The sequence below is a fragment of the Pseudomonas sp. DCB_AW genome, assembly GCF_026240895.1.
Classification (GTDB): Bacteria; Pseudomonadota; Gammaproteobacteria; order Pseudomonadales; family Pseudomonadaceae; genus Aquipseudomonas; species Aquipseudomonas kermanshahensis.
The window spans coordinates 47,365-69,655 of the sequence record NZ_JAPFCE010000011.1 but is presented as its reverse complement, the minus strand read 5'-3'; the positions used below and the strand labels follow the sequence as shown (position 1 = coordinate 69,655).

24 protein-coding genes are annotated in these 22,291 nt (G+C 62.4%); 14 read left to right on the top strand and 10 right to left on the bottom strand.

What is annotated here, in order from left to right:
- Positions 1-47: 47 nt before the first annotated feature.
- Both OO306_RS09665 and OO306_RS09660 read right to left on the bottom strand, forming a co-directional pair.
- Entirely contained in the window at positions 48-2,504 is a 2,457-nt protein-coding gene (locus OO306_RS09665) for a TonB-dependent receptor (RefSeq protein WP_238217037.1), read from the bottom strand.
- Positions 2,505-2,629: 125 nt separating this feature from the next.
- Positions 2,630-3,490: a formylglycine-generating enzyme family protein gene (locus OO306_RS09660; RefSeq protein ID WP_172960382.1), complete on the bottom strand. Its 861-nt coding sequence runs from the start codon at positions 3,488-3,490 to the stop codon at positions 2,630-2,632.
- 443 nt (positions 3,491-3,933) lie between these two features.
- On the opposite strand from OO306_RS09660, the gene OO306_RS09655 reads away from it, so the two are divergent.
- A complete protein-coding gene (locus tag OO306_RS09655) occupies positions 3,934-4,815 on the top strand; it encodes a DMT family transporter (RefSeq protein WP_186681965.1) in 882 nt (293 codons plus the stop codon).
- 10 nt (positions 4,816-4,825) lie between these two features.
- Here OO306_RS09655 and OO306_RS09650 read toward each other — a convergent pair whose 3' ends face one another.
- The gene (locus tag OO306_RS09650; protein ID WP_027593173.1) at positions 4,826-5,284 is read right to left on the bottom strand and encodes a DUF4265 domain-containing protein; all 459 of its coding nucleotides are present in this window, start codon (positions 5,282-5,284) and stop codon (positions 4,826-4,828) included.
- Positions 5,285-5,297: 13 nt separating this feature from the next.
- Complete coding sequence (locus OO306_RS09645) at positions 5,298-6,173, bottom strand: DMT family transporter (RefSeq protein WP_099430169.1); 876 nt, start codon at positions 6,171-6,173, stop codon at positions 5,298-5,300.
- A gap of 137 nt (positions 6,174-6,310) precedes the next feature.
- Between OO306_RS09645 and aceK the strand changes: the two genes are divergently transcribed.
- Positions 6,311-8,026, top strand: coding sequence for a bifunctional isocitrate dehydrogenase kinase/phosphatase (gene aceK / locus OO306_RS09640; protein WP_265968496.1), 1,716 nt, complete (start codon positions 6,311-6,313; stop codon positions 8,024-8,026).
- A gap of 54 nt (positions 8,027-8,080) precedes the next feature.
- Here the strand turns inward: aceK and OO306_RS09635 are convergent, their stop codons facing one another.
- The gene (locus OO306_RS09635; protein WP_265968495.1) at positions 8,081-8,941 is read right to left on the bottom strand and encodes a DUF6279 family lipoprotein; all 861 of its coding nucleotides are present in this window, start codon (positions 8,939-8,941) and stop codon (positions 8,081-8,083) included.
- A 131-nt stretch (positions 8,942-9,072) separates the two neighbouring features.
- Between OO306_RS09635 and OO306_RS09630 the strand changes: the two genes are divergently transcribed.
- Positions 9,073-9,909 (top strand): S1 RNA-binding domain-containing protein, encoded by an 837-nt coding sequence (locus OO306_RS09630; RefSeq protein WP_027593169.1) that lies wholly within the window; start codon positions 9,073-9,075, stop codon positions 9,907-9,909.
- Here OO306_RS09630 and OO306_RS09625 read toward each other — a convergent pair whose 3' ends face one another.
- Both OO306_RS09625 and OO306_RS09620 read right to left on the bottom strand, forming a co-directional pair.
- Positions 9,910-10,290: a hypothetical protein gene (locus OO306_RS09625; protein ID WP_027593168.1), complete on the bottom strand. Its 381-nt coding sequence runs from the start codon at positions 10,288-10,290 to the stop codon at positions 9,910-9,912. It lies immediately after the preceding gene.
- Positions 10,291-10,514: 224 nt separating this feature from the next.
- Positions 10,515-11,987, bottom strand: coding sequence for a nitrous oxide reductase family maturation protein NosD (locus tag OO306_RS09620; protein ID WP_265968494.1), 1,473 nt, complete (start codon positions 11,985-11,987; stop codon positions 10,515-10,517).
- 229 nt (positions 11,988-12,216) lie between these two features.
- Here OO306_RS09620 and OO306_RS09615 point away from each other — a divergent pair, with 229 nt between their 5' ends.
- From OO306_RS09615 to def, 3 genes are all read left to right on the top strand, one after another.
- Positions 12,217-12,396, top strand: a complete 180-nt coding sequence (locus OO306_RS09615) for a CsbD family protein (protein ID WP_099430165.1) — start codon at positions 12,217-12,219, stop codon at positions 12,394-12,396.
- A gap of 245 nt (positions 12,397-12,641) precedes the next feature.
- Complete coding sequence (locus OO306_RS09610; protein ID WP_265968493.1) at positions 12,642-13,595, top strand: YihY/virulence factor BrkB family protein; 954 nt, start codon at positions 12,642-12,644, stop codon at positions 13,593-13,595.
- Positions 13,592-14,128, top strand: coding sequence for a peptide deformylase (gene def, locus OO306_RS09605; RefSeq protein ID WP_027593164.1), 537 nt, complete (start codon positions 13,592-13,594; stop codon positions 14,126-14,128). The genes OO306_RS09610 and def overlap by 4 nt, the downstream gene beginning before the upstream one ends.
- On the opposite strand, the gene OO306_RS09600 is transcribed toward def, so the two are convergent.
- Positions 14,083-14,487 (bottom strand): GNAT family N-acetyltransferase, encoded by a 405-nt coding sequence (locus OO306_RS09600; protein ID WP_323055827.1) that lies wholly within the window; start codon positions 14,485-14,487, stop codon positions 14,083-14,085. The genes def and OO306_RS09600 overlap by 46 nt on opposite strands.
- A 340-nt stretch (positions 14,488-14,827) precedes the next feature.
- On the opposite strand from OO306_RS09600, the gene OO306_RS09595 reads away from it, so the two are divergent.
- Entirely contained in the window at positions 14,828-15,085 is a 258-nt protein-coding gene (locus OO306_RS09595) for a DUF2790 domain-containing protein (protein ID WP_027593162.1), read from the top strand.
- A 66-nt stretch (positions 15,086-15,151) separates the two neighbouring features.
- Here OO306_RS09595 and OO306_RS09590 read toward each other — a convergent pair whose 3' ends face one another.
- A complete protein-coding gene (locus OO306_RS09590; RefSeq protein ID WP_265968491.1) occupies positions 15,152-16,513 on the bottom strand; it encodes a PLP-dependent aminotransferase family protein in 1,362 nt (453 codons plus the stop codon).
- A gap of 76 nt (positions 16,514-16,589) precedes the next feature.
- Here OO306_RS09590 and OO306_RS09585 point away from each other — a divergent pair, with 76 nt between their 5' ends.
- The 7 genes from OO306_RS09585 (at position 16,590) to OO306_RS09555 (ending at position 21,650) form a co-directional block, all read left to right on the top strand.
- Positions 16,590-17,555 (top strand): threonine dehydratase, encoded by a 966-nt coding sequence (locus OO306_RS09585; RefSeq protein WP_027593160.1) that lies wholly within the window; start codon positions 16,590-16,592, stop codon positions 17,553-17,555.
- Positions 17,556-17,609: 54 nt separating this feature from the next.
- Positions 17,610-17,942 (top strand): type II toxin-antitoxin system HicB family antitoxin, encoded by a 333-nt coding sequence (locus OO306_RS09580; protein ID WP_008098794.1) that lies wholly within the window; start codon positions 17,610-17,612, stop codon positions 17,940-17,942.
- A gap of 79 nt (positions 17,943-18,021) precedes the next feature.
- A complete protein-coding gene (locus OO306_RS09575) occupies positions 18,022-18,666 on the top strand; it encodes a LysE family translocator (protein WP_027593159.1) in 645 nt (214 codons plus the stop codon).
- A 424-nt stretch (positions 18,667-19,090) separates the two neighbouring features.
- Entirely contained in the window at positions 19,091-19,516 is a 426-nt protein-coding gene (locus OO306_RS09570; RefSeq protein ID WP_265968490.1) for a nuclear transport factor 2 family protein, read from the top strand.
- 44 nt (positions 19,517-19,560) lie between these two features.
- Complete coding sequence (locus OO306_RS09565; RefSeq protein WP_027593157.1) at positions 19,561-19,905, top strand: YciI family protein; 345 nt, start codon at positions 19,561-19,563, stop codon at positions 19,903-19,905.
- A 21-nt stretch (positions 19,906-19,926) separates the two neighbouring features.
- Positions 19,927-20,412, top strand: coding sequence for an SRPBCC family protein (locus OO306_RS09560; protein WP_027593156.1), 486 nt, complete (start codon positions 19,927-19,929; stop codon positions 20,410-20,412).
- Positions 20,412-21,650, top strand: coding sequence for an RNA polymerase sigma factor (locus tag OO306_RS09555; RefSeq protein WP_265968489.1), 1,239 nt, complete (start codon positions 20,412-20,414; stop codon positions 21,648-21,650). The genes OO306_RS09560 and OO306_RS09555 overlap by 1 nt, the downstream gene beginning before the upstream one ends.
- A gap of 143 nt (positions 21,651-21,793) precedes the next feature.
- On the opposite strand, the gene OO306_RS09550 is transcribed toward OO306_RS09555, so the two are convergent.
- The gene (locus OO306_RS09550; RefSeq protein ID WP_265968488.1) at positions 21,794-22,264 is read right to left on the bottom strand and encodes a MaoC family dehydratase; all 471 of its coding nucleotides are present in this window, start codon (positions 22,262-22,264) and stop codon (positions 21,794-21,796) included.
- Positions 22,265-22,291 lie beyond the last annotated feature (27 nt).

Genomic DNA, 22,291 nt, shown 5'->3' with positions numbered 1-22,291 from the left:
TCGTGTGGACCGTGGCCGGCTAGACCCGCCTGGCTAGATGAACGCCATCAGAAGTCGTAGCGCAGGTCGAGCGTGGCATTACGCGGTGCACCATAGTGACCATAACTGCCGGCCATGCCGGAGTAGTACTTTTCGTCGAACAGGTTGTTCACATTCAGCGTTGCCGCCAAGTGGTCGGTGACCTGGTAACGCGCCATCAGGCTGGCCACGGCATAGTCGTCATCCTTGACCTTGGCATTGTTGAAGTTGGTGAACGTCAACGCTTTGCTGGAATCCCAGTTGACGCCCCCGCCTACGGTCAGCTTGTCCCAGTTGCCCTGGAGGCGATAAGTGCTCCACAGGCGGAACGTGTCCATGGGCAATTGGGTCGTCAGACGGTCGCCGTCGGCGTTCTCGGTACGGGCATGGCTGTAGCCGGTTTGGACATTCCAGCCAGGCGCGATCTCACCCGCGATTTCAAACTCGAAGCCCTTGGTTTTCGCGCCGTCTACGGCCCGATACGCCTGGCCATTGGTCGGTGTGAGTTGGCCCGGATCAATTTCGGCGAAGTTGTCCCGCTCTACCATGAACACGGCGGCGCTGGTATTCAGGCGGCCATCGAAGAACTCGCCTTTCCAACCCAATTCGTAGTTCTTGCCGACCACAGGCTCGAGTACCTTGCCGTCTTTGTCCATCGACGTCTGCGGCTTGAAAATGTCGGTATAGCTGACATAGACAGACTGTTCAGGGGTCAGGTCGTAGACCACACCGGCATAGGGGGTTACCTGGCCGGTTTCACGCATCTTGCTGACCGTGTTGGTGTTGGCAATCAGCGAGGTCAGGTCGGAGTCGTAAGTGTATTGCGAAACCCGTGCACCCAGCAGCAGGTGCAGGTCATCGGTAATGTTGAAACGGTTGGCCACGAAGTAACCGCTTTGTCGTGTCTTGATGTTGAAAATCAGAGAGGGCCGGTAGCCGTCGCGGGCCAGGTAGTTATCCCAGGTGTAGAAATTGAACGTGGCGATACCACCGGTCTGCGAGTGGTGGTCGTTTTCATATTCGGAATAGTTGTACCCCACGACCAAGTCGTGGGAACGGCCGAACAGCTCGTAAGTGCCGGCGAGGTTGACGTCCAAGCCCTTCTGGGTTTGATCGGCGGAAATCTTTGCCCGTTCGGCGCTTGCAGCGCCGGTTTCCTCGTTCAAGTACGTGACCCCGGACGTGCTGCGGTACCAGCCCAGGTCAGCATCGCGATCGACGTCCATGTAATTGGCCACCACCCTGAGCTTCCAGTCGTTGACCAACTGCTGCTCCAAGGTCGCCGTGTAGTTCATGGTCTCGAAATCATCGTACATCCACCGAGCGCCGGAGCTGGTGGATCGCGAGAAATCGGTTTGCTTGCCATTGGTGAACAGCAGTGGGACACCCGGCGCGCCCGTCGATTTGTACTTCTGGTAGTCGACACCAAAACGCACGAGGGTCGTGTCGGTCAGGTCGGCTTCGACGACGCCGTAGAGGATTTCCCGCTTCTGGTCATACCAGTCCATGAACGTGTGGTTGTCTTGCTTGGCCGCAACCATGCGCCCTCGGACGTTACCTGTTTCTGTCAGTGGGCCGGAGACATCGACTTCGCTGCGGTAGTTATCCCAGGATCCAACACTGCCCTTGACATAGGATTTGAACTCGCGGGTCGGCTTCTTGCGGATCAAGTTGATCACGCCGCCAGGCTCGCCGGCACCGGTCATCAGGCCCGTGGCGCCACGGACGATCTCGACCCGGTCATACAAGGCCATGTCCAGCAGCGTGCTGGGCATGTTGCGCGTCTGGTTTTCCTGGCTGGTATTGACGCCGTCGAACTGGTAGGTATCGATGGCACTCCCGCGAGAGTAGATGTTGAAGCGCTCCCCGCCATCCTGGGACATGGTGATCCCTGGGGTCTCTTTGAGCACATCGGTGATGGCGCTGAGGTGTTGATCATCCATGCGTTGACGCGTCATCACGGTGACCGATTGAGGCGTTTCACGAAGCGACAGGTTCATCTTCGTGGCTGTACTGGTGATACCTGTGGTGTACGAACCGGTGCCTTCGGTAGTAGCGCCGAGGCCCACGCTATTGACGTTGGTCGCCGAAAGCTCGACCTGGCCTTCCTTTGCGGCCGAACTCGCTGTCACCGTCGCCGAGTTGCCATCAATCTGGTACCTCAACCCCGTCCCTTGCAACAGGATGCGCAGCGATGACGCCAGGTCATGGCGCCCCTTCAGTGCCGAAGAACGCAGCCCACTGATATCTTGTGGGCTGTACAGCAGTTGAGTATCCGTCTGCTTGGCCAGCGCCTGCAGCGCCGAGTTCATCGACTGCGCCGGAATATCCAGGGTCCATTCCTGTGCCTGCACCTGTGCAACCAGCGCAGAGGACAGCGCCAGGCCCAGGCCAATGCGTGACAGCGCACGCTGGGGGCGAAGGGAATGACGAATCAGTAAGGCTTTGGCAAGCGGGTTGAGCGCACTGGGCAATGGCATGGACATCTGTTGCGTTCTCGTTGGCAGAGGGGTTTTTTTCTATGTGCTGTATGTGACGCAGCACCTGTGAAAAACCGGAACGATTCTTATTGACTGTTTTTCCGCAGGTGCTGTTAACCGCGTCACAACGTTCAGAGTTCGCGGGCTACGCGAAAGCCGAGGAAGTCGCCACGGGTGGTCTTGAGGCGGTCGTTACGGTTGGCCGAGCGCGAGAAGATCGGTGGCTCGCCCCAGTCGTTGCCGCGCATGTGCGCGCGGATGCACTTGGGGTCCTGGATCCAGGCGCTGCCGTCGCTGGGGGCGCCTTCGTAGCTTTCGTGGTAGCAGTCGGCGACCCACTCGTAGACGTTGCCGTGCATGTCGTACATGCCGAAGGCATTGGCCGGGTAGCTGCCCACGGGGGCGGTGAAGGTGTAGCCGTCACGGGGGCCGTAGGTGTTGGCGTGCTTGCTGATCTCGTACTTGCCCGGCTCGTCGAACGGGAAGGGGAACGGGCCGGTAGAACCACCGCGGGCGGCGTATTCACGTTCAGCCTCGCTGACCATGCGGTAAGGCTTGCCGGTTTTTTTTGCCAGCCACACGGTGTAGGCCTGGACTTCGTCATAGTCGACGCACACCGCAGGTTGGCGGGCCGTTTGTTTGTAGGTGGGCTTGCTGGCTTCGCACCAGCGGCCGGGGCGGTCGTCGCCGCTCTTGATGACGGTGCCGGTGGCCTTGATGTAGGCGTCCAGCTCGCCGGCGGTAACCTGGTAGCGGCTCATCGCGAAGGGCTTGGCGAAGGTCACGGTGTGCAGCGGGCCTTCGTCGGGCTGGCGGCCGGCTTCGTCATCGGGTGCGCCCATCACGTAGCTGCCGGCGGGCAGTACCACCATCTCTGGGCAGTCCTTGCAGTCCTGGAATACATCACCTGGCTTGGCCGCGTGGGCGTAGGCGCTGACCAGCAGCAGGCAGGTGATCTGGGCTGGCCGGTAGAGCCAGGCTTTTGCGTTCATGAGTGGTCCTCGGAGCGGGTGAATGCGTGCGGCGTTTCGCATTCAGACGAGCCAGGGCGGTGAAAAATTAACCAACGGCCGCGCCTACAAAGGTCGGTTTAGCCAGTTGCCAGCCAGAAAACGCCGGGCTATAGTCCAGGCCATTGATCTCATCTTGAAGACCTGTTCATGCCAGCCATCCCTTCCACCTCATGCTTTGCCATCGCGCCAGTCGCGGGCGAGGTCGTGCGTGGTAGCCAGCAGCCGGCCATGATCAGTCACTACCCACCACCTGTCAGTGGCGTTGTAGGCGGCGTAGCTCCGCCTCCTTGCGTGGTCGTGCTGGGCTGATCGGCTTCTGGCCGCATCCCACCGCACTCGCAACCTACTGAACACGGTCGGCTACTTCCCTCGCTGAAGCGTACGCCCTCCGTTCGGCTCATTCGCCCGAAAGGTGGCAATACATGTCTGTCATTTCCAAAGCATCCGTGGCCTCGGCGGCCACCACCAGCCTGTTCGTCCTGCTGTGGAGCAGCGGGGCAATCGTCTCCAAGCTGGGCCTGGCGCACGCCAGCCCGTTCGCTTTCCTGTTATTGCGCTCGGCGCTGGCCCTTGCGGGCCTGTTGATGATCGGCCCCTTGTTGGGCCTGCGTTGGCCGCGCAGTCGTGGGGCGGTGTTGCGCGCCCTGGGCACCGGCTGCGTGTTGCTGGGGGCCTACCAGATCTTCTATCTGCTGGCGCTCAATACCCATGTCACCCCTGGCGTGATGGCCACGGTGATGGGGGTGCAGCCGATCCTCACCGTAGTACTGATGGAGCGTCAGCGTTCCTGGAGCCGGCTGTTCGGCCTGGGGCTGGGCCTTGCTGGCCTGGTGATGGTGGTCTATCAAAGCATCAACCTGGGTGGGGTGTCCCTGGCCGGCATGCTGTTCGCGCTGCTGGCGCTGGGCAGCATGACCTTGGGTTCGATCCTGCAGAAACGCATCACCGACAACCCCATGGGCACCTTGCCGTTGCAGTACCTGGCAGGGTTTGCCCTGTGCGCGTTGTTCGCCCCCTTGCAGCCGTTGCACGTGCAGTGGACCGGCGGCTTCGTCGGTGCATTGCTGTGGATGGGGCTGGTGGTGTCGTTGCTGGCGACCCTGCTGTTGTATCGCCTGATCGCCAAGGGCAATCTGGTCAATGTCACCAGCCTGTTCTACCTGGTGCCTGCGGTGACTGCGGTGATGGACTTCCTGATCTTCGGTAACCGTTTGGCAGCGCTGAGCCTGCTGGGGATGGGGCTGATCGTGGTGGGCTTGCTGTTCGTGTTCCGCAAGCCGGCTGCGCGGTTGGCGGAGGCGTAAGCGTAGCGCGCTAGCGAAACTCTTCGGGGATGGTGTGCCGCAGCACGCCTTCCTCGAAGTCCAGCAGGTCGGCTTCGCGCTGGGTCAGCAGGTAGTAGAGCAAGGTGTCGAGCGCGCGCTGCGAGGGGACTTCGACGGCAAGCATCCTCACCGCCTGTTCTGCTTCGCAGTTGCAGCCAAAGTCTTGCAGGGCTGCGCGCACCTGGTCGAGCGTTTCCGGTGGCTTGACGATCACCCGGAACACCGAGCGGCCGCTGCTGATGCGCAAGCTGTCGAACCAGGTTTCACCGCTGTCCTCCCGGGTGTCGATGATGTCGCCCGGCGCAATGCCGTAGACATAGAACGGGATGCCATCGACTTGGTAGCCGCCGTCGACTGCCTTGGCCCACAGGCCCTCGACCGAGGCCGGCGGGTAACCGTCTGCGTCCTGTACCAGGCGGAACAACACCTTCTTGTATGCACTGTTCATCGTGTGCCCCGCTTCAATGGCGCGTCGGCCGCAGCACCAGCCACAAGGCCGCGCCAATCAGCACACCGCCGTACAGGTGCGCCATCGACAGCGGTTCATCCAGCAACCATGCCCCCCACAATACGCCGAATACCGGGATCAGGAAGGTCACGGTGCTGGCCTTGACCGGGCCAATTTCTTCGAGCAGGCGGAAGTACAGGATGTAGGCGAATGCGGTGCACAGCAGGCCCAACCCAAGCAGCGACAGCCACACCTGCCAGCCGCCCCAGCTGGCGGGGGGCTGGGCCAAGGCGCTCCAGGCGAACAGCGGGCTCAGCAGTAGCGTGGCGCCGAGCATGCTGCCCAGGGCCGAGAGGCGGCTGTCCAGGCCGCTGACCCAGCGGCGGGCGAGAAAGCCGGCGAAGCCATAACAGGTGGTGGCCGCCAGGCAGGCGAGGGCGCCTTGCAGCAAGGCCAGGTCCAGCGCGACGGGGCCAGCGCCGCTGAGGATGCCGACGCCGAACAGGCCCAGGAAGATGCCGCAGAGCTTGGGCAAGGTCATCGGTTCGCGGAAGAACAGCACGCCGATCAGTACGCCCATCAGTGGTGTGGTGGCGTTGAAAATCGCCGAGTAGCCAGCTGGCAGTACTTGCGCGGCCACGGAGTAGAACGTCGCGGGGATGCCCGAGTTGATCATGCCCAGCACCAGGCAGGCGCCGAGCTTGCCTTGGAAGTCCCAGCGTACCCGCGCGGCGGCGACGATGGCGACCAGGCCCAGGCAGGCGATCGACACGCGGAAAAACGCGGTCGGCACGGTGCCGAGTTCGGGGGCGATGATGCGCATGAACAAAAAACTCGCCCCCCAGACAGCGGCAAGGGTCAGCAGGCGGGCTAGGGCAATGGGGGTCACAACGGTCTCCGGGTTCTGGGCAGGGCGCGAGTTTACGCCAGGGGGGAGTGGGATTCTTGTGCTTTCTTGCGCTGTGAATCTAGGCGGGCTGTGGACCGGCTAAGCTGTATCTCTCACCCTGCACCGAGATGCCCTGCATGTCCCAGCACTGGCCTGCCAGCGAAATCGCCCGGATGATCCTCGATGGCTTCGATGACTACCGCGAACACTTTCGGCGCATCACCCTCGGCGCCCGTGAGCGCTTCGAGCAGGCGCGCTGGCAAGACATCCAGCGCGCAGCGGCGGCGCGTATCAACCTCTATGAAGAAAAGGTGGCCGAGGCCAACGGCCGGCTACGGCAGAGCGTTGCCGATGAGGTGCTGCTGGATGTGGAGCAGTGGCCGCTGGTCAAGAGCGCCTACATCCACCTGATCGACCCACGGCTCGACGACGAGTTGTCCGAGACCTGGTACAACTCGCTGTTCTGCAGCCTGTTCAGCCATGACCAGATCAGCGACGGCTGCATGTTCATCCACACCACCCGGCCTTCCCTGCGCAGCCACGAGCGCGCGGCGCAAACCCGCACCTATCAGCTTGAGGACGGGCTCAAGGGCCTGCTGCGGGCGATCTTCGCCGATTACCCGTTCGATGTGCCCTATGGTGACCTTGAGGGCGACCTGACACGGCTGGAAGAACAACTGCGCGAATGCCTGCCGGACTGGGTGTGCAAGGACCCGGCCCTGGCGGTCGAGCTGTTTTCGCCGGTGTTGTACCGCAACAAGGGCGCCTACCTGGTCGGCCGCCTGTACACCCGCGACGAGCAGTGGCCGCTGGTGATCCCTTTGTTGCACCGCGAAGGCCATGGCATCGAGGCCGATGCGCTGATCACCGACGAGGCGGAGGTGTCGATCATCTTCTCTTTCACCCGCTCTTATTTCATGGTCGATGTGCCGGTGCCGGCGGAATTCGTCAACTTCCTCAAGCGCATCCTGCCCGGCAAGCACATTGCCGAGTTGTACACCTCGATCGGTTTCTACAAGCATGGCAAGTCGGAGTTTTACCGGGCACTGATCAACCACCTGGCCAACAGTGACGACCGCTTCATCATGGCGCCTGGGGTGCGGGGGATGGTCATGAGCGTGTTCACGCTGCCGGGCTTCAATACCGTGTTCAAGATCATCAAGGACCGCTTCTCACCGTCGAAAACCGTTGACCGTGCCACCGTGATCGACAAATACCGCCTGGTGAAAAGCGTCGATCGGGTAGGGCGCATGGCCGATACCCAGGAGTTCGCCGATTTTCGCTTTCCGCGTAGCAAGTTCGAACCAGAATGCCTGGCCGAGCTGCTGGAAGTGGCGCCGTCCACGGTCGCCCTGGAAGGCGACTCGGTGCTGATCCGCCACTGCTGGACCGAGCGGCGCATGACGCCCCTCAACCTTTACCTGGAGCACGCCAGCGAAGGCCAAGTGCTCGAAGCGCTGGAGGATTACGGCTTGGCCATCAAGCAACTGGCGGCGGCGAACATCTTCCCCGGTGACATGTTGCTGAAAAACTTCGGCGTCACCCGCCATGGCCGGGTTGTGTTTTACGACTATGACGAAATCTGTTTTCTGACCGAGGTGAACTTCCGCCATATACCGCCACCGCGCTACCCGGAAGACGAGATGTCAGGCGAGCCGTGGTACTCGATCGGGCCGCATGACGTGTTCCCCGAAGAGTTCCCGCCGTTTCTGTTTGCCGATATGGGCCAGCGGCGTTTGTTCAGCCGCTTGCATGGTGAGTTGTATGACGCGGATTACTGGAAGGGTTTGCAGGCAACGATTCGCGACGGGAAGGTGATCGATGTGTTCCCGTATCGGCGCAAGGTGCGGTAACCCCTGGGGCTGCGCTGCGGCCGCAAACTATCAGCGCCACGCACGTCTGGGGTTTTAGCCCTTCAGGCATTTCAGCTCGCTGAAATCGGTGCGCACCTTGCTCAATCGCGCCTGCAGTTGCTGACGCTGCTCCGGGGTGCTCAAGTGCATCAGGTCGACCAGCAACCTGCGTGCTTGCAGCTCGGTGTTCTGGTAGGCGATGCGGTATTCCGGGGTCCACAGGCTCTCTTTACGCTGCAGCAACTGCGCCAGGCGCGGTTCGAAGCTGGCATCGCTGCGTTGGTCCATCGCCAGCACCAGCTGTTGCTGCCAGTGGGCACGGTTGGCGATCCACTGGCGGTTCTGATCGCCCAGCGCCTGTGACCAGGTCAGCACGCGTAGCCGTTGCGCTGCGTTGAGTTCACCCAGCCACGGCGTCAGGCGTTTTTCCATGCGCTCGGCGCGGCGGGCAATCTGCTTGGGCAGAGGCGTATCGACATACTGCTTTTGCCGTTCGCTGATGTCGTCGCGGAACGCCTCGCGCATTTCCGCCACCTGCGCGTCGCTCATGCCACGCAGCAGTTCGGTGGCGGAGGGGGTGATTTCTTCGGCAACCCGGCCAATCGCCTCGCGCGCTTCGCGGGTGCGCTGCTGCAACGCCTGGTCAGTCACCTGGTCTTCGGCGACCATGGCCCGCACCCGGTCCAGCCAGTCGAGGTAACTGGGCAGTTGGGTTTTGCAATGCCAGGCCAGGTGCTGCCTGAGCCGCTCGTCGAGCAGCACCTTTTGGTCGCGGTTCATGTCCAGGTAGTCACCGAGCGACCACGGCACCAGGCGGTCCAGGTTGCGGTAGGCCAGGTCGATGCGGCTGCACGCGACCAGGGCCAGGGCGAGCGCGACGGTGATGAGCAGGGGCTTGAGCAGGCGTCGAGGCATGTGCTGATCCTTGCAGTGGCTGGCCAGTCGGTAGACGCAAGGGGGAAGATGACGGTTCCACCGAATCAGCGGTCGGGCAGTACGGTGGCTTCAGGTGTAGAATAGCCGTCTTGTCTTGAGGAACATCGGAAATGGCTCTGCTTGGGCGTTACAACAGTTTGCAAATCGTTAAACACGTGGAATTCGGCCTCTACCTGGACGGCGGCGCCGATGGCGAGATCCTGCTGCCGGGGCGTTACATCCCGAAGAACGCCGAGACCGAGGTAGACGATTGGTTGAACGTGTTCATCTACCTGGACAGCGAAGACCAGCTGATTGCTACCACCGAGAAGCCCAAGGTGCAGGTCGGTGAGTTCGCCAGCCTCAAGGTCAAGGACATCAATGGTGCCGGTATCTTCCTGGATTGGGGCCTGTCCAAGGACCTGCTGATGCCTTACTCGGAAGAGTTGCGGCCACTGAAGATCGGCGACTACTGCGTGGTGCACGCGTACCTCGACAAGCGTACCCGCCGCATCACCGCGACCGCGCGCCTGGACCGCTACCTGGACCGTACCCCGGCCGATTACCAGGTCGGCCAGCCGGTCGAGCTACTGGTGGCCGGCGAGACGCCGATGGGCTTCAAGGCGATCATCAACAACCGCCACTGGGGCCTGATCCACAAGAACGAGGTGTTCAAGTTCCTGCGTTCGGGGATGCACGAGAAGGGCTTCATCAAGGAAATCCGCCACGACGGCAAAATCGCCCTCAGCCTGCAACCGGTGGGCGCGGCCCTGGCTGACAGCCTGCAGGAGCAGATCATGGCGCGGCTGGACGCCGAAGGCGGTGTGCTGCCGGTGTGCGACAAGAGCGACCCGGCAGTGATCACCAAGTTGTTCAACGTCAGCAAGGGCAACTTCAAGAAGGCCATTGGTGCGTTGTTCAAGCAAGGCCGCATCGTCATCCATGACGATCGCATCGAGCGGGTCTGATCAGGCCTGCACGAACGTACGGAAGTCCAGCTGCTCGCCACCCGGGCGGGTGTCGCGCAGCAGCGAGTCGCGGTCGGCGCTCAGGGCCAGGCTGATGGTCGAACGGCGTTTGCCCGGCTTGCGCACTTCCATCTGCTCCAGGTGAGCCTTGAGGAAGTTGGTCGGTACTTTCAGGTGCTGCAGTTCATCGCTGTCCGGGGTGTGCAGCAGCAGGTTGACCCAATCGGGCTGGCCTTTGCCCAACAGCGCTACCGGCACTTCGAACCACCACAGGTTGCGTTTGGGGTCGAGGATGGCGAACAGGGTGTTGCTGCTGGTCAGCACGGGCCGGGCCAGTGCTTCGTTGCGCCGGGCGATGGCGGCGGGTTTGTCGAGTTTCATGCAGGTTCCTGCGGGTTGACGCGTGATAAGGCCTGCATTGTGAGGGGTGGCGGTTAGCTGAGCAAGGTTTGCCAGTTGCTTTGCCTGGGCCGGCCTCTTCGCGGGGCAAGTCGGATCGCCGCACCGCCGCTCCCACAGGTACTACACCGTCCTTGAGAACATTGCAGTACCTGTGGGAGCGGCGGTGCGGCGATCCGACTTGCCCCGCGAAGAGGCCATTTGCCTCAGCGACTCACCGGCCGGCTCAACTCGGAAGTGGCCCCATCGGCAGTGGTCACTGTCGCGGTAAAGCTGCGCAACCCGCCGATATTCTCCAGCGGATGGGCAAACCGCGCCTGCCCCTGGGCATCGCTGTTCACCAGCACGTCCCCAAGATACTGCTCCGCTTCGCTGCCCGCAGCCTGCGCATTGCCGAACAACTCGACGCGCAACAGGCTCGACGCCGGCCCCTGCACTTCGCCGCGAATCACATTCCCCTCAAGCGCGATCAGCCGAGGAGGCTGCTGGTTGTGGTTAGGCAACGGTTGGCAAGGCTTGGGTTCGCCCTTGGCATCGCAGATGATCGCTTGGTCCTTCTTCGCCAGCTCCGCACCCACCCCGCGCGACCCTACATACAACGCATGCGCCTGCGCCGGCACGCCGAAGACGATGGCGCCGGTGCGCTGGTTCGGCACACAGGAGCCACCGGCCTCGCAGCGGCGGATGTCCTGGCTGTTATTCCAAATGCGGTTGGCGCTCAGGCGTGTGGCGGTGACGCTCGGCTCTGGGCGCAAGGCCACGCCGATGCGGTTGCCGTGGATCAGGTTGCCATCGAGGATGTTGCCTTCGCCGGTGACGCTGACGCCGATCGAGTTACCGGTGAAGGTGTTGGCGCCCAGGTAGTTGCGGTTGCCCCAGTTGATCTGCAGGCCGTCCGAGTAGTGCTCGAAACGGTTGCGCACCACCGTGTTGTCATTGCCCAGCAGAATCTCGATGCCCTGGGACGGCTCGGGGTTGGCCGGTGTGGAGCGGAACAGGTTGTCCGCCACCAGGTTGAAGGCCGCACCACGCGTCAGCTCCAGGCCGTCGCCGTTGTCGATCAACTGGTTGCGCAGCACCTTGTTGTTGACCGTGCTGGTGGCGGTGGGGTTACCGGCGCCGTCGTCACCGGTGAGCATGATGCCGGCGCCGCCTTTGTTGGCGATGACGCGGTTGTCTTCGATGACGTTGCCGCTGGCGCGGTTGACCAGAATGCCGATGCAGAAGTTGCGCACTTCCAGGCCGCTCAGGTGCACGCCTTGGGTGTCGCGCAGCACCAGGCCCGGGTGGGTTGTAGTGCGTACGTTGGTGCCGAACTGGCCGGGCAGGGCGCCGGGGCAGGTGTGCACGCCCTGGTCTTTGATATAGCCCGAGCCGTCGATGGCGATGTACTGGCCGTCGCGGGCCCAAGCCAGGCCGGTGATGCTCACCGGGCCTTTAATTTCAGGCAGCGCGCGCGTGGGTTTAATCACATAGGGCGCCTGGCCCACCGCGGCAATCTCGATGCGGTAGTGGCCGGGGTTCTGGTTGCTGGTCTCGATCGCCCAGCGCAGGCTGCCGGGTTGGCCGTCATCGGCATAGCGCTCGACGCGCAGGGCTTCGGTGACGGCCGGCGAGGCGGCGAGGGCAGGCAGGGGGAGCAGTGGCAGCATGGCCACGAGCACAGGCATCAAACGCATGGGGCGGGTTTTCCGATAAGTCGTTGTTTTTATTACAGGCGGTCGTATGCGGGGATTCTAGGGCAGGCAGTGGGCCCTGCGCAGGTGGTTGGCGGGAATTGGTGCGGTATTCGCCCGCAGATTTGCCGCTCGGCTTGATCGTGGCAAATTGGTTGAAACTCTTGCGAAGGGCCTCAGGTCCACAGACTGTCGACACGGTTCACGTGTCTCCATTTGCAGGAGTTTTGCCATGAGCGGTACTAAAGACAAAGCGAAAGGCTTGGCCAACGAAGCAATCGGTAACGTGAAACAAGGCATCGGCAAAGTGACCGACAATGAAAAGCTCAAGGCCGAAGGCAAGGCGCAGGAACTGAAGGGTGAAGCCCAGCAGATCAAAGGCGATGTGAAGGACGCTGTGAAAAAGCCTTGATGCATCCTGCCCTGTTCACCAGGGTGTAGGCGTCGCCCTGTAGGAGCAGCCTTGTGCTGCGAAGAGGCCAGTGATAGCAATGACTATTATGTAAGTTGCTACGGGCCTCTTCGCAGCGCAAGGCTGCTCCTACAAGGATTGTGTTTAACGTAGGCATTTTCTTTTAAACCCTCGGGAGCAGTACAGCAACGGCGTGGTCTATTAGACTTGTCTGTTGTATCGATCGAGCGGCGAAAGGAGACGCTATGATTTTTTCCGCCCTGCAAGGTTTGCCCTTGCACCGCGTGCTGGTGCGCACCGTCAAAGAGTTTCTTGACGACGAGATGTCCACCTATGCGTCCGCGCTGGCCTACCAGATGCTGTTTTCGCTGTTCCCCTTCCTGTTGTTCCTGATTGCCCTGATCGGCTTCCTGCATTTGCCGGATTTCTTTTCCTGGCTGCGCCTGCAATCAGAATTGGTGCTGCCGCCCCAGGCCCTTGAACAGGTGAACCCGGTGATCGACCAGTTGCAACAGTCCAAGGGTGGGCTGTTGTCGGTGGGTATCGTGATTGCCCTGTGGACTGCCTCGGCAGGTGTGCGGCTGATGATGAGCGCCATGAACGCCGCCTATGACGTACCCGAAGGCCGCCCGGTATGGAAGCGCATACCGCTGTCCATCTTCTACACCGTGGGCATCGCCGTCATGCTGCTGGCCGCCGCCGCGCTGATGGTGCTGGGGCCGCAAGTGATGGAGTGGATTGCCGCCCAGGTCGGCATGCAGGAAGTCATCGTCACGGTGTGGACCATCCTGCGCTGGCCGGCGATCATCATCCTGATGATGGTGGCGGTGGCGTTGATCTATTACGTGATGCCCGATGTTAAGCAGAAGTTTCGCTTCATCACCCCAGGCTCGGTGCTGGCCGTGGTGGTGTGGATCGTCGCCTCCCTGGGCTTTGCCTACTACGTGAAAACCTTTGCCGATTACAACGCCATGTATGGCAGCATCGGTGCAATCATCGTGCTGTTGCTGTATTTCTACATTTCTGCCGCCGTGCTGTTGCTTGGCGCGGAAATGAACGCCGTGATCGAACACATGTCGGCCGAGGGCAAGAACCCTGGCGAAAAGGATTTCGACGGCGATATGCCCAAGGAAACCATCACTGTGCTCGGCCATGAACACCCCGTCGAGCCGCAAACCACCGAGCCGAATCCCCGATGATCCGTGACATTCTCAAGATGGGCGACGAACGCTTGCTGCGCATCGCCCCGCCCGTGCCCCCGCAGATGATCGGCAGCGCTGAACTGCAGCAACTGATCGACGACATGTTCGAGACCATGCGCCATGTCGGGGGAGTGGGTTTGGCTGCGCCGCAGATCGGCATCGACCTGCAACTGGTCATATTCGGCTTCGAACGCAGCGAGCGTTACCCGGATGCCGAACCAGTGCCGCAGACCATCCTGCTCAACCCGCTGATCACGCCGATGTCGAGCGAGGTCGAGGACGGTTGGGAGGGCTGCCTGTCGGTGCCTGGCCTGCGCGGTGTAGTACCGCGTTACCAGCACATTCGCTACGAAGGCCTCGACCCTCAGGGCAACCCGATCAACCGCTTTGCCGATGGCTTCCATGCGCGTGTGGTGCAGCACGAGTGCGACCACCTGATCGGCCGGCTGTACCCCTCGCGCATCCAGGATTTCGCCAAATTCGGTTACACCGAGGTGCTGTTCCCCGGGCTGGACGCGAGCGACGACTGACCGCGCACCAAGGCCACCAGGCGCTTGCTGCGTTGGTAGCGCTGCAAGCGCGCGGCCAGGGGCTCGGGTAGCGTTTGCGCCTCGTCGAAGCCCAGGCGCTGGTAGAAGGGCACAAGGTCGGGGTGGCAAAACAGCCAGGTCGGCCCAGCCGCATGCGCCAACGCACTGTCGATCAGCCGCCCGGCGATACCCTGGCCACGCTGTGGCGGGGCGACGAATAGCCCGGTCAGCCAGAAGCCATCGCCGACAGCGGTCAGGCTCATGCCTGCAATGATGCCGCTGGCCCGCGCCACCCACAGTGCAGCATCACGTGCTGCGCGCATGGGGGAGCCGTGCTGGCGGTAGAAGTGATCGAGCAGGCGACGCTCCGTGTCCGACAACTCGGAGCAATGCAGATAATCAGAAATGGCGTGTATCCCGTGTTTAAACAGCCAAGTTGGGCAGGTACGTGCCAGAGGCTCTAGCCCACTATTCCTAACCCATTATGTCGCAGATTGTTGCAAAACCGGCAAGGGTGAATATCCGACTTCGGGGTTCAACTATTGCAAACCGGGAGTAGACTTTTACTCATCCCACCAGCAGTACGACGAAGCGGGATCGGTACTTCGTGTCATCTTTGCAGTCGATGACAACTTCTCCGCGCCAGTGACGGCATTAGAAGTCAATCGATCAGCTTGATTGCGTTATAGGCAAACCCACATGAAACCATTACTGATTCTTGCATTGGTCGGTATGTCCTCGTTCGCCCTCGCCGATGAGGTCAAACCTGTCTCCAACGAGCCCGTGGCCCAGCAATACGACTACTCCATGAACTTGGATATCAAACGGGTCATCAACCTGTCGACCATCCCCAATGTCTGCGAAGTAGTGCCTGCGACCATGACCTACGAAGACCACCAAGGCCAGGTGCACACCATTCAGTACCGCGCCATGGGCGAGGGTTGCCAGCAGGGTTGATACTGCAACGCCAACCGCCTCTTCGCGCCGAGCCGTCGCGAAGAGGTGGCCAGGCCGGCCTCGGTGTCATGGGCTGGACATTACCTGGCGCACCACCTCCAGCCCGCGTTTCAGCTCGGCCCGGCTAGCCGCCGCCGACAGGCTGATACGCACCGCCTGCACCTCGGTCGCACCAATGGCGAAGACACTGGCCGGGACGATTTCCACACCCTGCTCGCGACACCGTCTTACCACCCCCTCCGCACCCTGCGGTGTGGCCAACCATGCGTGGGGTGAAGGCTGCGCTGTGTTGTGCAGGCCATCGCCCAGCAGCCTTCGCGCAAGGCGCCAACGCTCGGTAATTTCCGCCCGCTGCCAGGCCAGCCGCCGCGCAGCCGTACCGTCTTCGATCCACTGGCAGGCGATGTGCAGGTTCAACGGCGATACAGGCCAGTGGCTGGCTTGGGCATGCGGGTCGACCTGTGCCAGCAGCTGTGGGCTGGCCACGATCCACCCCAGGCGCAACCCGGCAGCCACGGTCTTGGACAAGCTACTGATGAAAATCCCTTGCTCGCCCAACAGGGGGTACAGCGGCGGCCTGTCGCTGAGTGCGCCATAGACATCGTCCTCGATCACCAGCAGCCCCAGGCGTTTGACGACCGCAGCGAGCGCTTCGCGGCGAGCGTCATCCATGCAGGCGCCGGTAGGGTTGTGCAGGGTGGGTGTGGTCACCAGCACACGGGCACCGCTGGCGCGGGCGACGCGGTCAAGGTCGTCGGGGCGCAGGCCTTGGCTGTCCAACGCCACACCATGCACGGGCAAGCGCAACTGTCGGCAGGCCGCCTTGATGCCGGGTGCGGTCAAGGCTTCGAGCATGACCGGCTCACCGGCCTGGCAGAACGACTGCAGCACCAGGGTCAGAGCTTGTTGCGCACCGCTACTGAGCAGCAGTGCGTCCGGGGGCAGGGCCAAGCCGCGATTGGCCAGCCATTGCGCGCCATGAATGCGGCCCAGCAGTAACTGCTCGGGCCCCAGGTAATGATCCAGCAGGCCACTCTCGTGCCGTTCCAGCAGGTGACGCAGGCTGCTTTGCAGGTCCTGATTGTGCGGGTCGGCCACCGGGACGTTGGTCGACAGGTCGATCAACGGCTGTTGCCCATCGTGGTGCTTGAGCCGAAACAGCGTCGCTTCCTTGCTGCCCGCCAGCACGTAGGTGCCGCGGCCGACTTCACCTGCCACCAAGTGGCGCGCGGCAGCTTCACGGTAGGCCTGCTGGGTGGTGCTGGGGTTGAGGTCGAGCTTCCAGGCCAGGCGCCGTTGGGGTGGCAGGCGGTCGCCGACCTTGAGCTCGCCGCGCTCGATGGCGTCGGCAATCGCATCGACCAAGGCCAGGTAGCGGGGTTGGTCATCATCTACAAGCGTTGGGATCCACACGAAATTGCTACCCATGCAATATAAGGTTGTACCCATACAATGCCCGGCGCTTAGGATCGGATCAACCACCTACCGATGAGGGATGATCGCCATGTTCGACTTGAAAGCCTTGCGCGAAGCCGCCGATTTCGTTCACCAGCATGTGCCCGCAACGCCCCAGCACGCCTGGCCTTTGCTGGCCGAGCGGCTGGGCTGCCAAGTGTGGGTGAAACATGAAAACCACGCGCCCACCGGGGCGTTCAAAGTGCGCGGCGGGTTGGTCTACGTGCGTTCGCTGCTGGCGGATGGCGCGCCGCCCCGTGGCCTGGTCACCGCCACGCGCGGCAACCACGGCCAGAGCATGGCACTGGCTGCACGCCAGGCGGGCATACCGTTGGTGATCGTCGTGCCCGAAGGCAACTCCACCGAGAAGAACGCCGCCATGCGCGCCCTGGGTGCCGAGCTGGTGGAGCACGGTGTTGATTTTGATGTGGCCCGGGAAGAGGCGGCCCGGCTGGCTGACGAATTGGGCTACATGATGGTGCCGTCGTTTCACCCGGAGCTGGTGCGCGGGGTAGCCACCTATGCCTTGGAACTGTTCGAGGCCGTGTCTGAGCTGGACTGTGTATACGTGCCTATCGGCATGGGGTCGGGCATCTGCGGGCTGATCCAGGCACGCAACCTGCTGGGGTTGAAGACCGAGATCGTGGGGGTGGTGTCCAGCGCGGCCGATGCCTATGCGCAAAGCTTCGAGCGCGGGCGCATCGTCACCACTGCCACTGCCGACACCTTCGCCGATGGCATGGCCTGCCGGGTACCGCACCCGGAGGCGTTCGCCTTGGTGTGCGAGCATGCCGCGCGCATCGTGCGGGTGAGTGACAGTGAAGTCGCCGAAGCCATGCGCGTGTACCACGAGGCCACGCATAACACCGCCGAAGGTGCGGGCGCTGCGGCGCTGGCGGCGTTGATGCAGGAGCGCGAGCGGCAAGTGGGCCGGCGGGTGGCCGTGGTGCTGAGCGGGGCGAACGTGGATCGCGCGCGTTATGCGCGGGTGCTGGCGGGTGATGAAAAATCCTGAATGACACGCAATAAGTGCTATCGTCTTTTGATAGCACTTGGCAGGAGTCAGCCTATGAGTTGCATGCGCTACAAGGGCTATGCCGCCCGAATCGAATACGATGAGCGTGACGACATTTTTGTGGGTCGCGTGCTTGGCATGCGCGACATCATCAGCTTTCACGCAAGCTCCGTTCCTGAGTTGCATGAAGCCTTCCGTGAAGCGCTCGAGGACTATCTCGCCGATTGTGCAGAACAGGGCATCACCCCTGAAAAGCCGGCATCAGGCAAGGTCATGCTGCGTATCCGGCCAGAAGTCCACGCGGCTGCCAGCATTGCCGCCCGGGCCGCCGGCAAGAGCCTGAACCAATGGGCGGATGAGGTATTCGAGCAGGCGGCCTTTGCCTGATCGAACACTTCTTCTTCCCATCCCCTGATCACTCGTGGCAGGCTCTACGGCGCTTAATTGGCCGGTCATCGAGTGCTCAATGCCTTTCTCCAATGGTTTTCTCCTCAGCCTGTCCCTGTGTCTGGACATCGGCATCGCCAACATCGCCATGATCACCTTGGCCATGCAGCGTGGTTTTCTCAAAGGTTTCTGGCTGGGGCTGGGGACCTGTGTGGGGGACTTGATCTATGCCGTTGCCGCACTGGCCGGGATGACCGTGCTGCTGCAGTTTGAAAGCGTGCGCTGGACCTTGTGGCTGGGCGGTTCTGCGCTGCTGGTGTGGTTCGCAGTGAAGATGCTGCTGGCGGCGTGGCGCGGCGGGCACATGGACACGCGGGCAGACGTGGTGGTGGAGTCGGGCTGGCGCGAGTTCTTGCGTGGGATCTTTTTGGCCATGTCCTCACCCACCGCGATTTTGTGGTTCGCGGCGGTCGGTGGGGTGCTGATTTCCCGATCCGGTGGTGGCAGCTTGCTGGAGGCCGGGTTGTTCCTCAGCGGCTTTTTTGCGGCGGGGTTGGTCTGGTGCCTGAGCCTGTGCGGCATTGCCAGCCACGGAGGGCGATTGCTGGGGGATCGATTGCTGACCTGGTCGTACCTGCTGTCGGCGGCGATTTTCTGCTATTTCGCGGTTTACGTGATTGTTTCGGGGTATCGCGAGTTCATTCTCGCCAGCCCTGGGGTTTGAGGCAGGGTGCTTGCCTTGGGTCTTTCAGCGCCTGGGAGATCGAGCGCCGCCCGCGCGGCGCTTCGCAGCACAAGGCTGCTCCTACATCTGTTTCGGGCCAATTATTCCTGAGGCATTAGCGCGCGGTCCCTAGGCGCCTGACACGATATCGAGTCGAACAAACAAGGCGGTCGCGCGCCTCTCTCATAGGCTTTACTGGCCGGAAACAGATGTGGGAGCAGCCTTGTGCTGCGAAGCGCCGCGCGGGCGGCGCTCGATCTCCCAGGCGCTAAATAACCCGAGGCGAACACCTGGTAGCCCTCACCCAACCTCAAGCCCATTTATTTTCACCGGCCTGTCGATTTCCGCCGCTACCGTTCGACTAACAGTTGAAAGCACAGGCCCCACCTGTGCCCAAACTGACAAACGATCGGAGGCCCCCCCGATGAGCACCGCAACCGAAAACGAACTCCGCCAATTGATCGACCGCTGGATGCAGGCCGTGCGCGACCGTGACATCCCCGGCATCACTGCGCCCTATGCCGACGACATCGTCGCCTTCGATGCCATCAAAACCCTGCAATTCAAAGGTAAGGCTGTTTACCAGGCCCACTGGGAAATGTGCATGGGCCTGTGCACCGGCCCGATGATCTTCGAGCTGGCCGAGCTCACCGTATACGCCGACGGCGACCTGGGCCTGGCGCACTGGTTGAACCGCTGCGGCCCGTCGGACGACGAGAGCCAATGCGGCTTCATGCGCGCCACGGTCGGCTATCGTCGCCAGGGCGGGCAATGGCAAGTCATCCATGAACACTGGTCGGCACCGTTCGATATGGAAACGCAAAAAGCCCTGTTCGATCTGAAGCCCTGATCTGATATCGCCAAACGCACTTTGCCAATGCCCTGGAGGCGACCATGAAATACCTGTGCCTGGTCTATTGTGACGAAGGGCTGCTGCACAGCCTGCCCGACAGCCCGGAAGACGCCGAATGCATGGCCTATGCCGAGGCGTTGCAGGGCGCTGGGCGCATGCTCGCGGCCGAGGCGCTCAAGCCGGTGCAAACCGCCACCACGGTGCGTGTGCGCAGTGGGCACATGAGCCTCACCGATGGGCCGTTCGCCGAAACCAAGGAACAACTGGCCGGCTTTTATCTGGTAGATGCCCGAGACCTGAACGAGGCGCTGAACATCGCCAAAGGCATCCCCGCCGCAAGGGTCGGCAGCGTTGAAGTGCGACCTGTGCGCGAACTGCAACCCTGACACTCACGGAGAACCACCAGCATGAGCCTTGCACACCCTGCGCAAGCGCAGCACGAGTTGTCCATCAGCCGATTGATCGACGCGCCCCCGGCCAAGGTGTTCCGCGCCTGGACCGAGCCCCAGTGGCTGATGCAATGGTGGGGGCCGCACGGCATGACCACCCCGGAATGCGAAATGCAACTGTGGGTCGGTGGCCTGTTCCGCACCCTGATGCGGGCCCCGGATGGCACCGAGTACCCGACCCAGGGCGTGTTCCTGGAGATTGCCGCGCCGAGGCGCCTGGTGTTTACCGACGCCTTCGGGCCGGGCTGGGTACCTTCTGACAAAGCGTTCATGACCGCTGTGGTGACCTTCGACGAGGAGCACGGCAAGACCCGTTACACCGCCCGCGCCTGGCATTGGAGCGCCGCCGACAGCCGAGCCCATGAAGAAATGGGCTTCCACCAAGGCTGGGGAGAAAGCCTGGACCGCCTGGTGGAGGTGGTGACCCAGCGGATGCCGGACTGATGGCAGGGCTGGCGCAGGTGCGCGCCGAAGTCGAGGCGGTGTACCGTCGCGATTCGCGGCGCATCCTGGCGACCTTGATCCGCTTGTTGGGCGACTTCGACCTGGCGGAGGAGGCCATGCACGATGCGTTCTTCATCGCTGTTGAGCGCTGGCAGCGCGATGGTATCCCCGCTAACCCTCGGGCATGGCTGGTGTCGACCGGCCGCTTCAAGGCCATTGATGCGTTGCGCCGACGTGCCCGCTTCGACCGCTCTCAGGCGGACCTGATCATGCTGCTGGAAGGCCAGGTGCAAGACCCCAGCGAAGAAGCGTTGCTCAGCGATGATCGCCTGCGGCTGATTTTTACCTGCTGCCACCCGGCCTTGGCCGCCGACGCGCAGGTGCCGCTGACCCTGCGCGAGGTCTGTGACCTGACCACCGAGCAGATTGCCCGGGCGTTTTTGCAAAGCCCGGCAACCATCGCCCAACGCATCGTGCGCGCCAAGGCCAAGATCCGCGACGCGGGCATCCCCTACCAGGTGCCGGCGCTCGATGAGTTGCCCGAGCGCCTCGAGAGCGTGTTGCGGGTGATTTACCTGGTGTTCAACGAAGGCTATTCGGCCTCGTCCGGCGACGTCTTGCTGCAGCAGGACCTGACAGACGAAGCGATCCGGCTCGGCCGCCTGCTGGGGCAATTGCTGCCAGACCCGGAGGTGATCGGCTTGCTGGCGCTGATGCTGTTGCAGGCATCGCGGCAGCGTGCGCGCATCGACGCGCAGGGCAACCTGGTGGTGCTTGAACAGCAGGACCGCAGCGTGTGGGACCGTGAGCGCATCGAAGAAGGCTGTGAGCTGGTGCGCCACGCCCTGCGAAGCCGCGGCTATGGCGCCTATACCGTGCAGGCGGCGATAGCCGCGGTGCATGCCGAGGCGGCCACGGCGGATGACACGGACTGGGACGAGATCGTCGGGCTGTATGACGTGTTGCAACGGCATTGGCCGTCGGCGGTGGTCGCGCTGAACCGGGCAGTGGCGCTGGCGAAACGGGATGGGCCGCAGGTGGGGTTAGCAGAGGTTGAAGCGATCCTGGCGGCGGGTGAGCTGCACGACTATCACTTGGCGCATGCGGCAAGGGCAGAGTTGCATGCTCAACTGGGCCATGTCGAAGAGGCCCGTGCGGCATGGCAGCAGGCGTTGGCGTTGACCCGGCAGGCGCCGGAGCGGCGGCATATCGAGCGGCGGCTCCAGGCCCTGAAATGAGCGGGCAGTACTGCCCCTGTGGGAGCGGGCTTGCCCCGCGAAGGGTTCACGCGGTGCAGGGCACCGGCTTCGCCGGTGTTCGCGGGGCAAGCCCGCTCCCACTCAATCAAGGGGCTGGCCTTGCGAAGAAACCCGCGCTGAAATCAGCTGGCCACGAAATTCGGTGGCGATACCAACTCGACCGTCTGCTGCTTGCGCGGCGCCAGGATCTCGGCCTCGCCCTCGACCACCAGCTCATCATTCTGGTTGTACACATTGGTGGCGATCCGCACCTTGAACTTGGGCAGCTTTTCGAGGATTTCCAGGCGTACGGTCAGGGTGTCGCCAATTTTCACCGGCTTCTGGAAGCTCATCTTCTGGCCCAGGTAGATGGTGCCAGGGCCAGGCAGCGTGCACGCCACCGCCGCACTGATCAGCGCGCCGCTGAACATGCCATGGGCAATGCGCTCACGGAACATGCTCTTGGCCGCGAACTCGGCATCCAGGTGCACCGGGTTGTGGTCACCGGACATCGCGGCGAACAGCTGGATGTCACGTTCTTCCACAGACTTTTCATAGCTGGCTGTCTGGCCGACTTCAAGGGCTTCGTAAGGCGTGTTGGTGACCTGGGACATCGGGGCTTCCTTAAGCGGTGGGCGAGG

Bases quoted from the DNA above. Each gene is read 5' to 3' on its own strand.
- OO306_RS09630 (WP_027593169.1), top strand. From the start codon at position 9,073: ATGGCTCTGCTTGGGCGTTACAACAGTTTGCAAATCGTTAAACACGTG.
- OO306_RS09580 (WP_008098794.1), top strand. From the start codon at position 17,610: ATGAGTTGCATGCGCTACAAGGGCTATGCCGCCCGAATCGAATACGAT.
- OO306_RS09655 (WP_186681965.1), top strand. From the start codon at position 3,934: ATGTCTGTCATTTCCAAAGCATCCGTGGCCTCGGCGGCCACCACCAGC.
- OO306_RS09650 (WP_027593173.1), bottom strand. From the start codon at position 5,284: ATGAACAGTGCATACAAGAAGGTGTTGTTCCGCCTGGTACAGGACGCA.
- OO306_RS09570 (WP_265968490.1), top strand. From the start codon at position 19,091: ATGAGCACCGCAACCGAAAACGAACTCCGCCAATTGATCGACCGCTGG.
- OO306_RS09560 (WP_027593156.1), top strand. From the start codon at position 19,927: ATGAGCCTTGCACACCCTGCGCAAGCGCAGCACGAGTTGTCCATCAGC.
- OO306_RS09595 (WP_027593162.1), top strand. From the start codon at position 14,828: ATGAAACCATTACTGATTCTTGCATTGGTCGGTATGTCCTCGTTCGCC.
- OO306_RS09615 (WP_099430165.1), top strand. From the start codon at position 12,217: ATGAGCGGTACTAAAGACAAAGCGAAAGGCTTGGCCAACGAAGCAATC.
- OO306_RS09635 (WP_265968495.1), bottom strand. From the start codon at position 8,941: ATGCCTCGACGCCTGCTCAAGCCCCTGCTCATCACCGTCGCGCTCGCC.
- aceK (WP_265968496.1), top strand. From the start codon at position 6,311: ATGTCCCAGCACTGGCCTGCCAGCGAAATCGCCCGGATGATCCTCGAT.
- def (WP_027593164.1), top strand. From the start codon at position 13,592: ATGATCCGTGACATTCTCAAGATGGGCGACGAACGCTTGCTGCGCATC.
- OO306_RS09590 (WP_265968491.1), bottom strand. From the start codon at position 16,513: ATGGGTAGCAATTTCGTGTGGATCCCAACGCTTGTAGATGATGACCAA.
- OO306_RS09625 (WP_027593168.1), bottom strand. From the start codon at position 10,290: ATGAAACTCGACAAACCCGCCGCCATCGCCCGGCGCAACGAAGCACTG.
- OO306_RS09550 (WP_265968488.1), bottom strand. From the start codon at position 22,264: ATGTCCCAGGTCACCAACACGCCTTACGAAGCCCTTGAAGTCGGCCAG.
- OO306_RS09620 (WP_265968494.1), bottom strand. From the start codon at position 11,987: ATGCGTTTGATGCCTGTGCTCGTGGCCATGCTGCCACTGCTCCCCCTG.
- OO306_RS09585 (WP_027593160.1), top strand. From the start codon at position 16,590: ATGTTCGACTTGAAAGCCTTGCGCGAAGCCGCCGATTTCGTTCACCAG.
- OO306_RS09575 (WP_027593159.1), top strand. From the start codon at position 18,022: ATGCCTTTCTCCAATGGTTTTCTCCTCAGCCTGTCCCTGTGTCTGGAC.
- OO306_RS09610 (WP_265968493.1), top strand. From the start codon at position 12,642: ATGATTTTTTCCGCCCTGCAAGGTTTGCCCTTGCACCGCGTGCTGGTG.
- OO306_RS09555 (WP_265968489.1), top strand. From the start codon at position 20,412: ATGGCAGGGCTGGCGCAGGTGCGCGCCGAAGTCGAGGCGGTGTACCGT.
- OO306_RS09660 (WP_172960382.1), bottom strand. From the start codon at position 3,490: ATGAACGCAAAAGCCTGGCTCTACCGGCCAGCCCAGATCACCTGCCTG.
- OO306_RS09565 (WP_027593157.1), top strand. From the start codon at position 19,561: ATGAAATACCTGTGCCTGGTCTATTGTGACGAAGGGCTGCTGCACAGC.
- OO306_RS09665 (WP_238217037.1), bottom strand. From the start codon at position 2,504: ATGTCCATGCCATTGCCCAGTGCGCTCAACCCGCTTGCCAAAGCCTTA.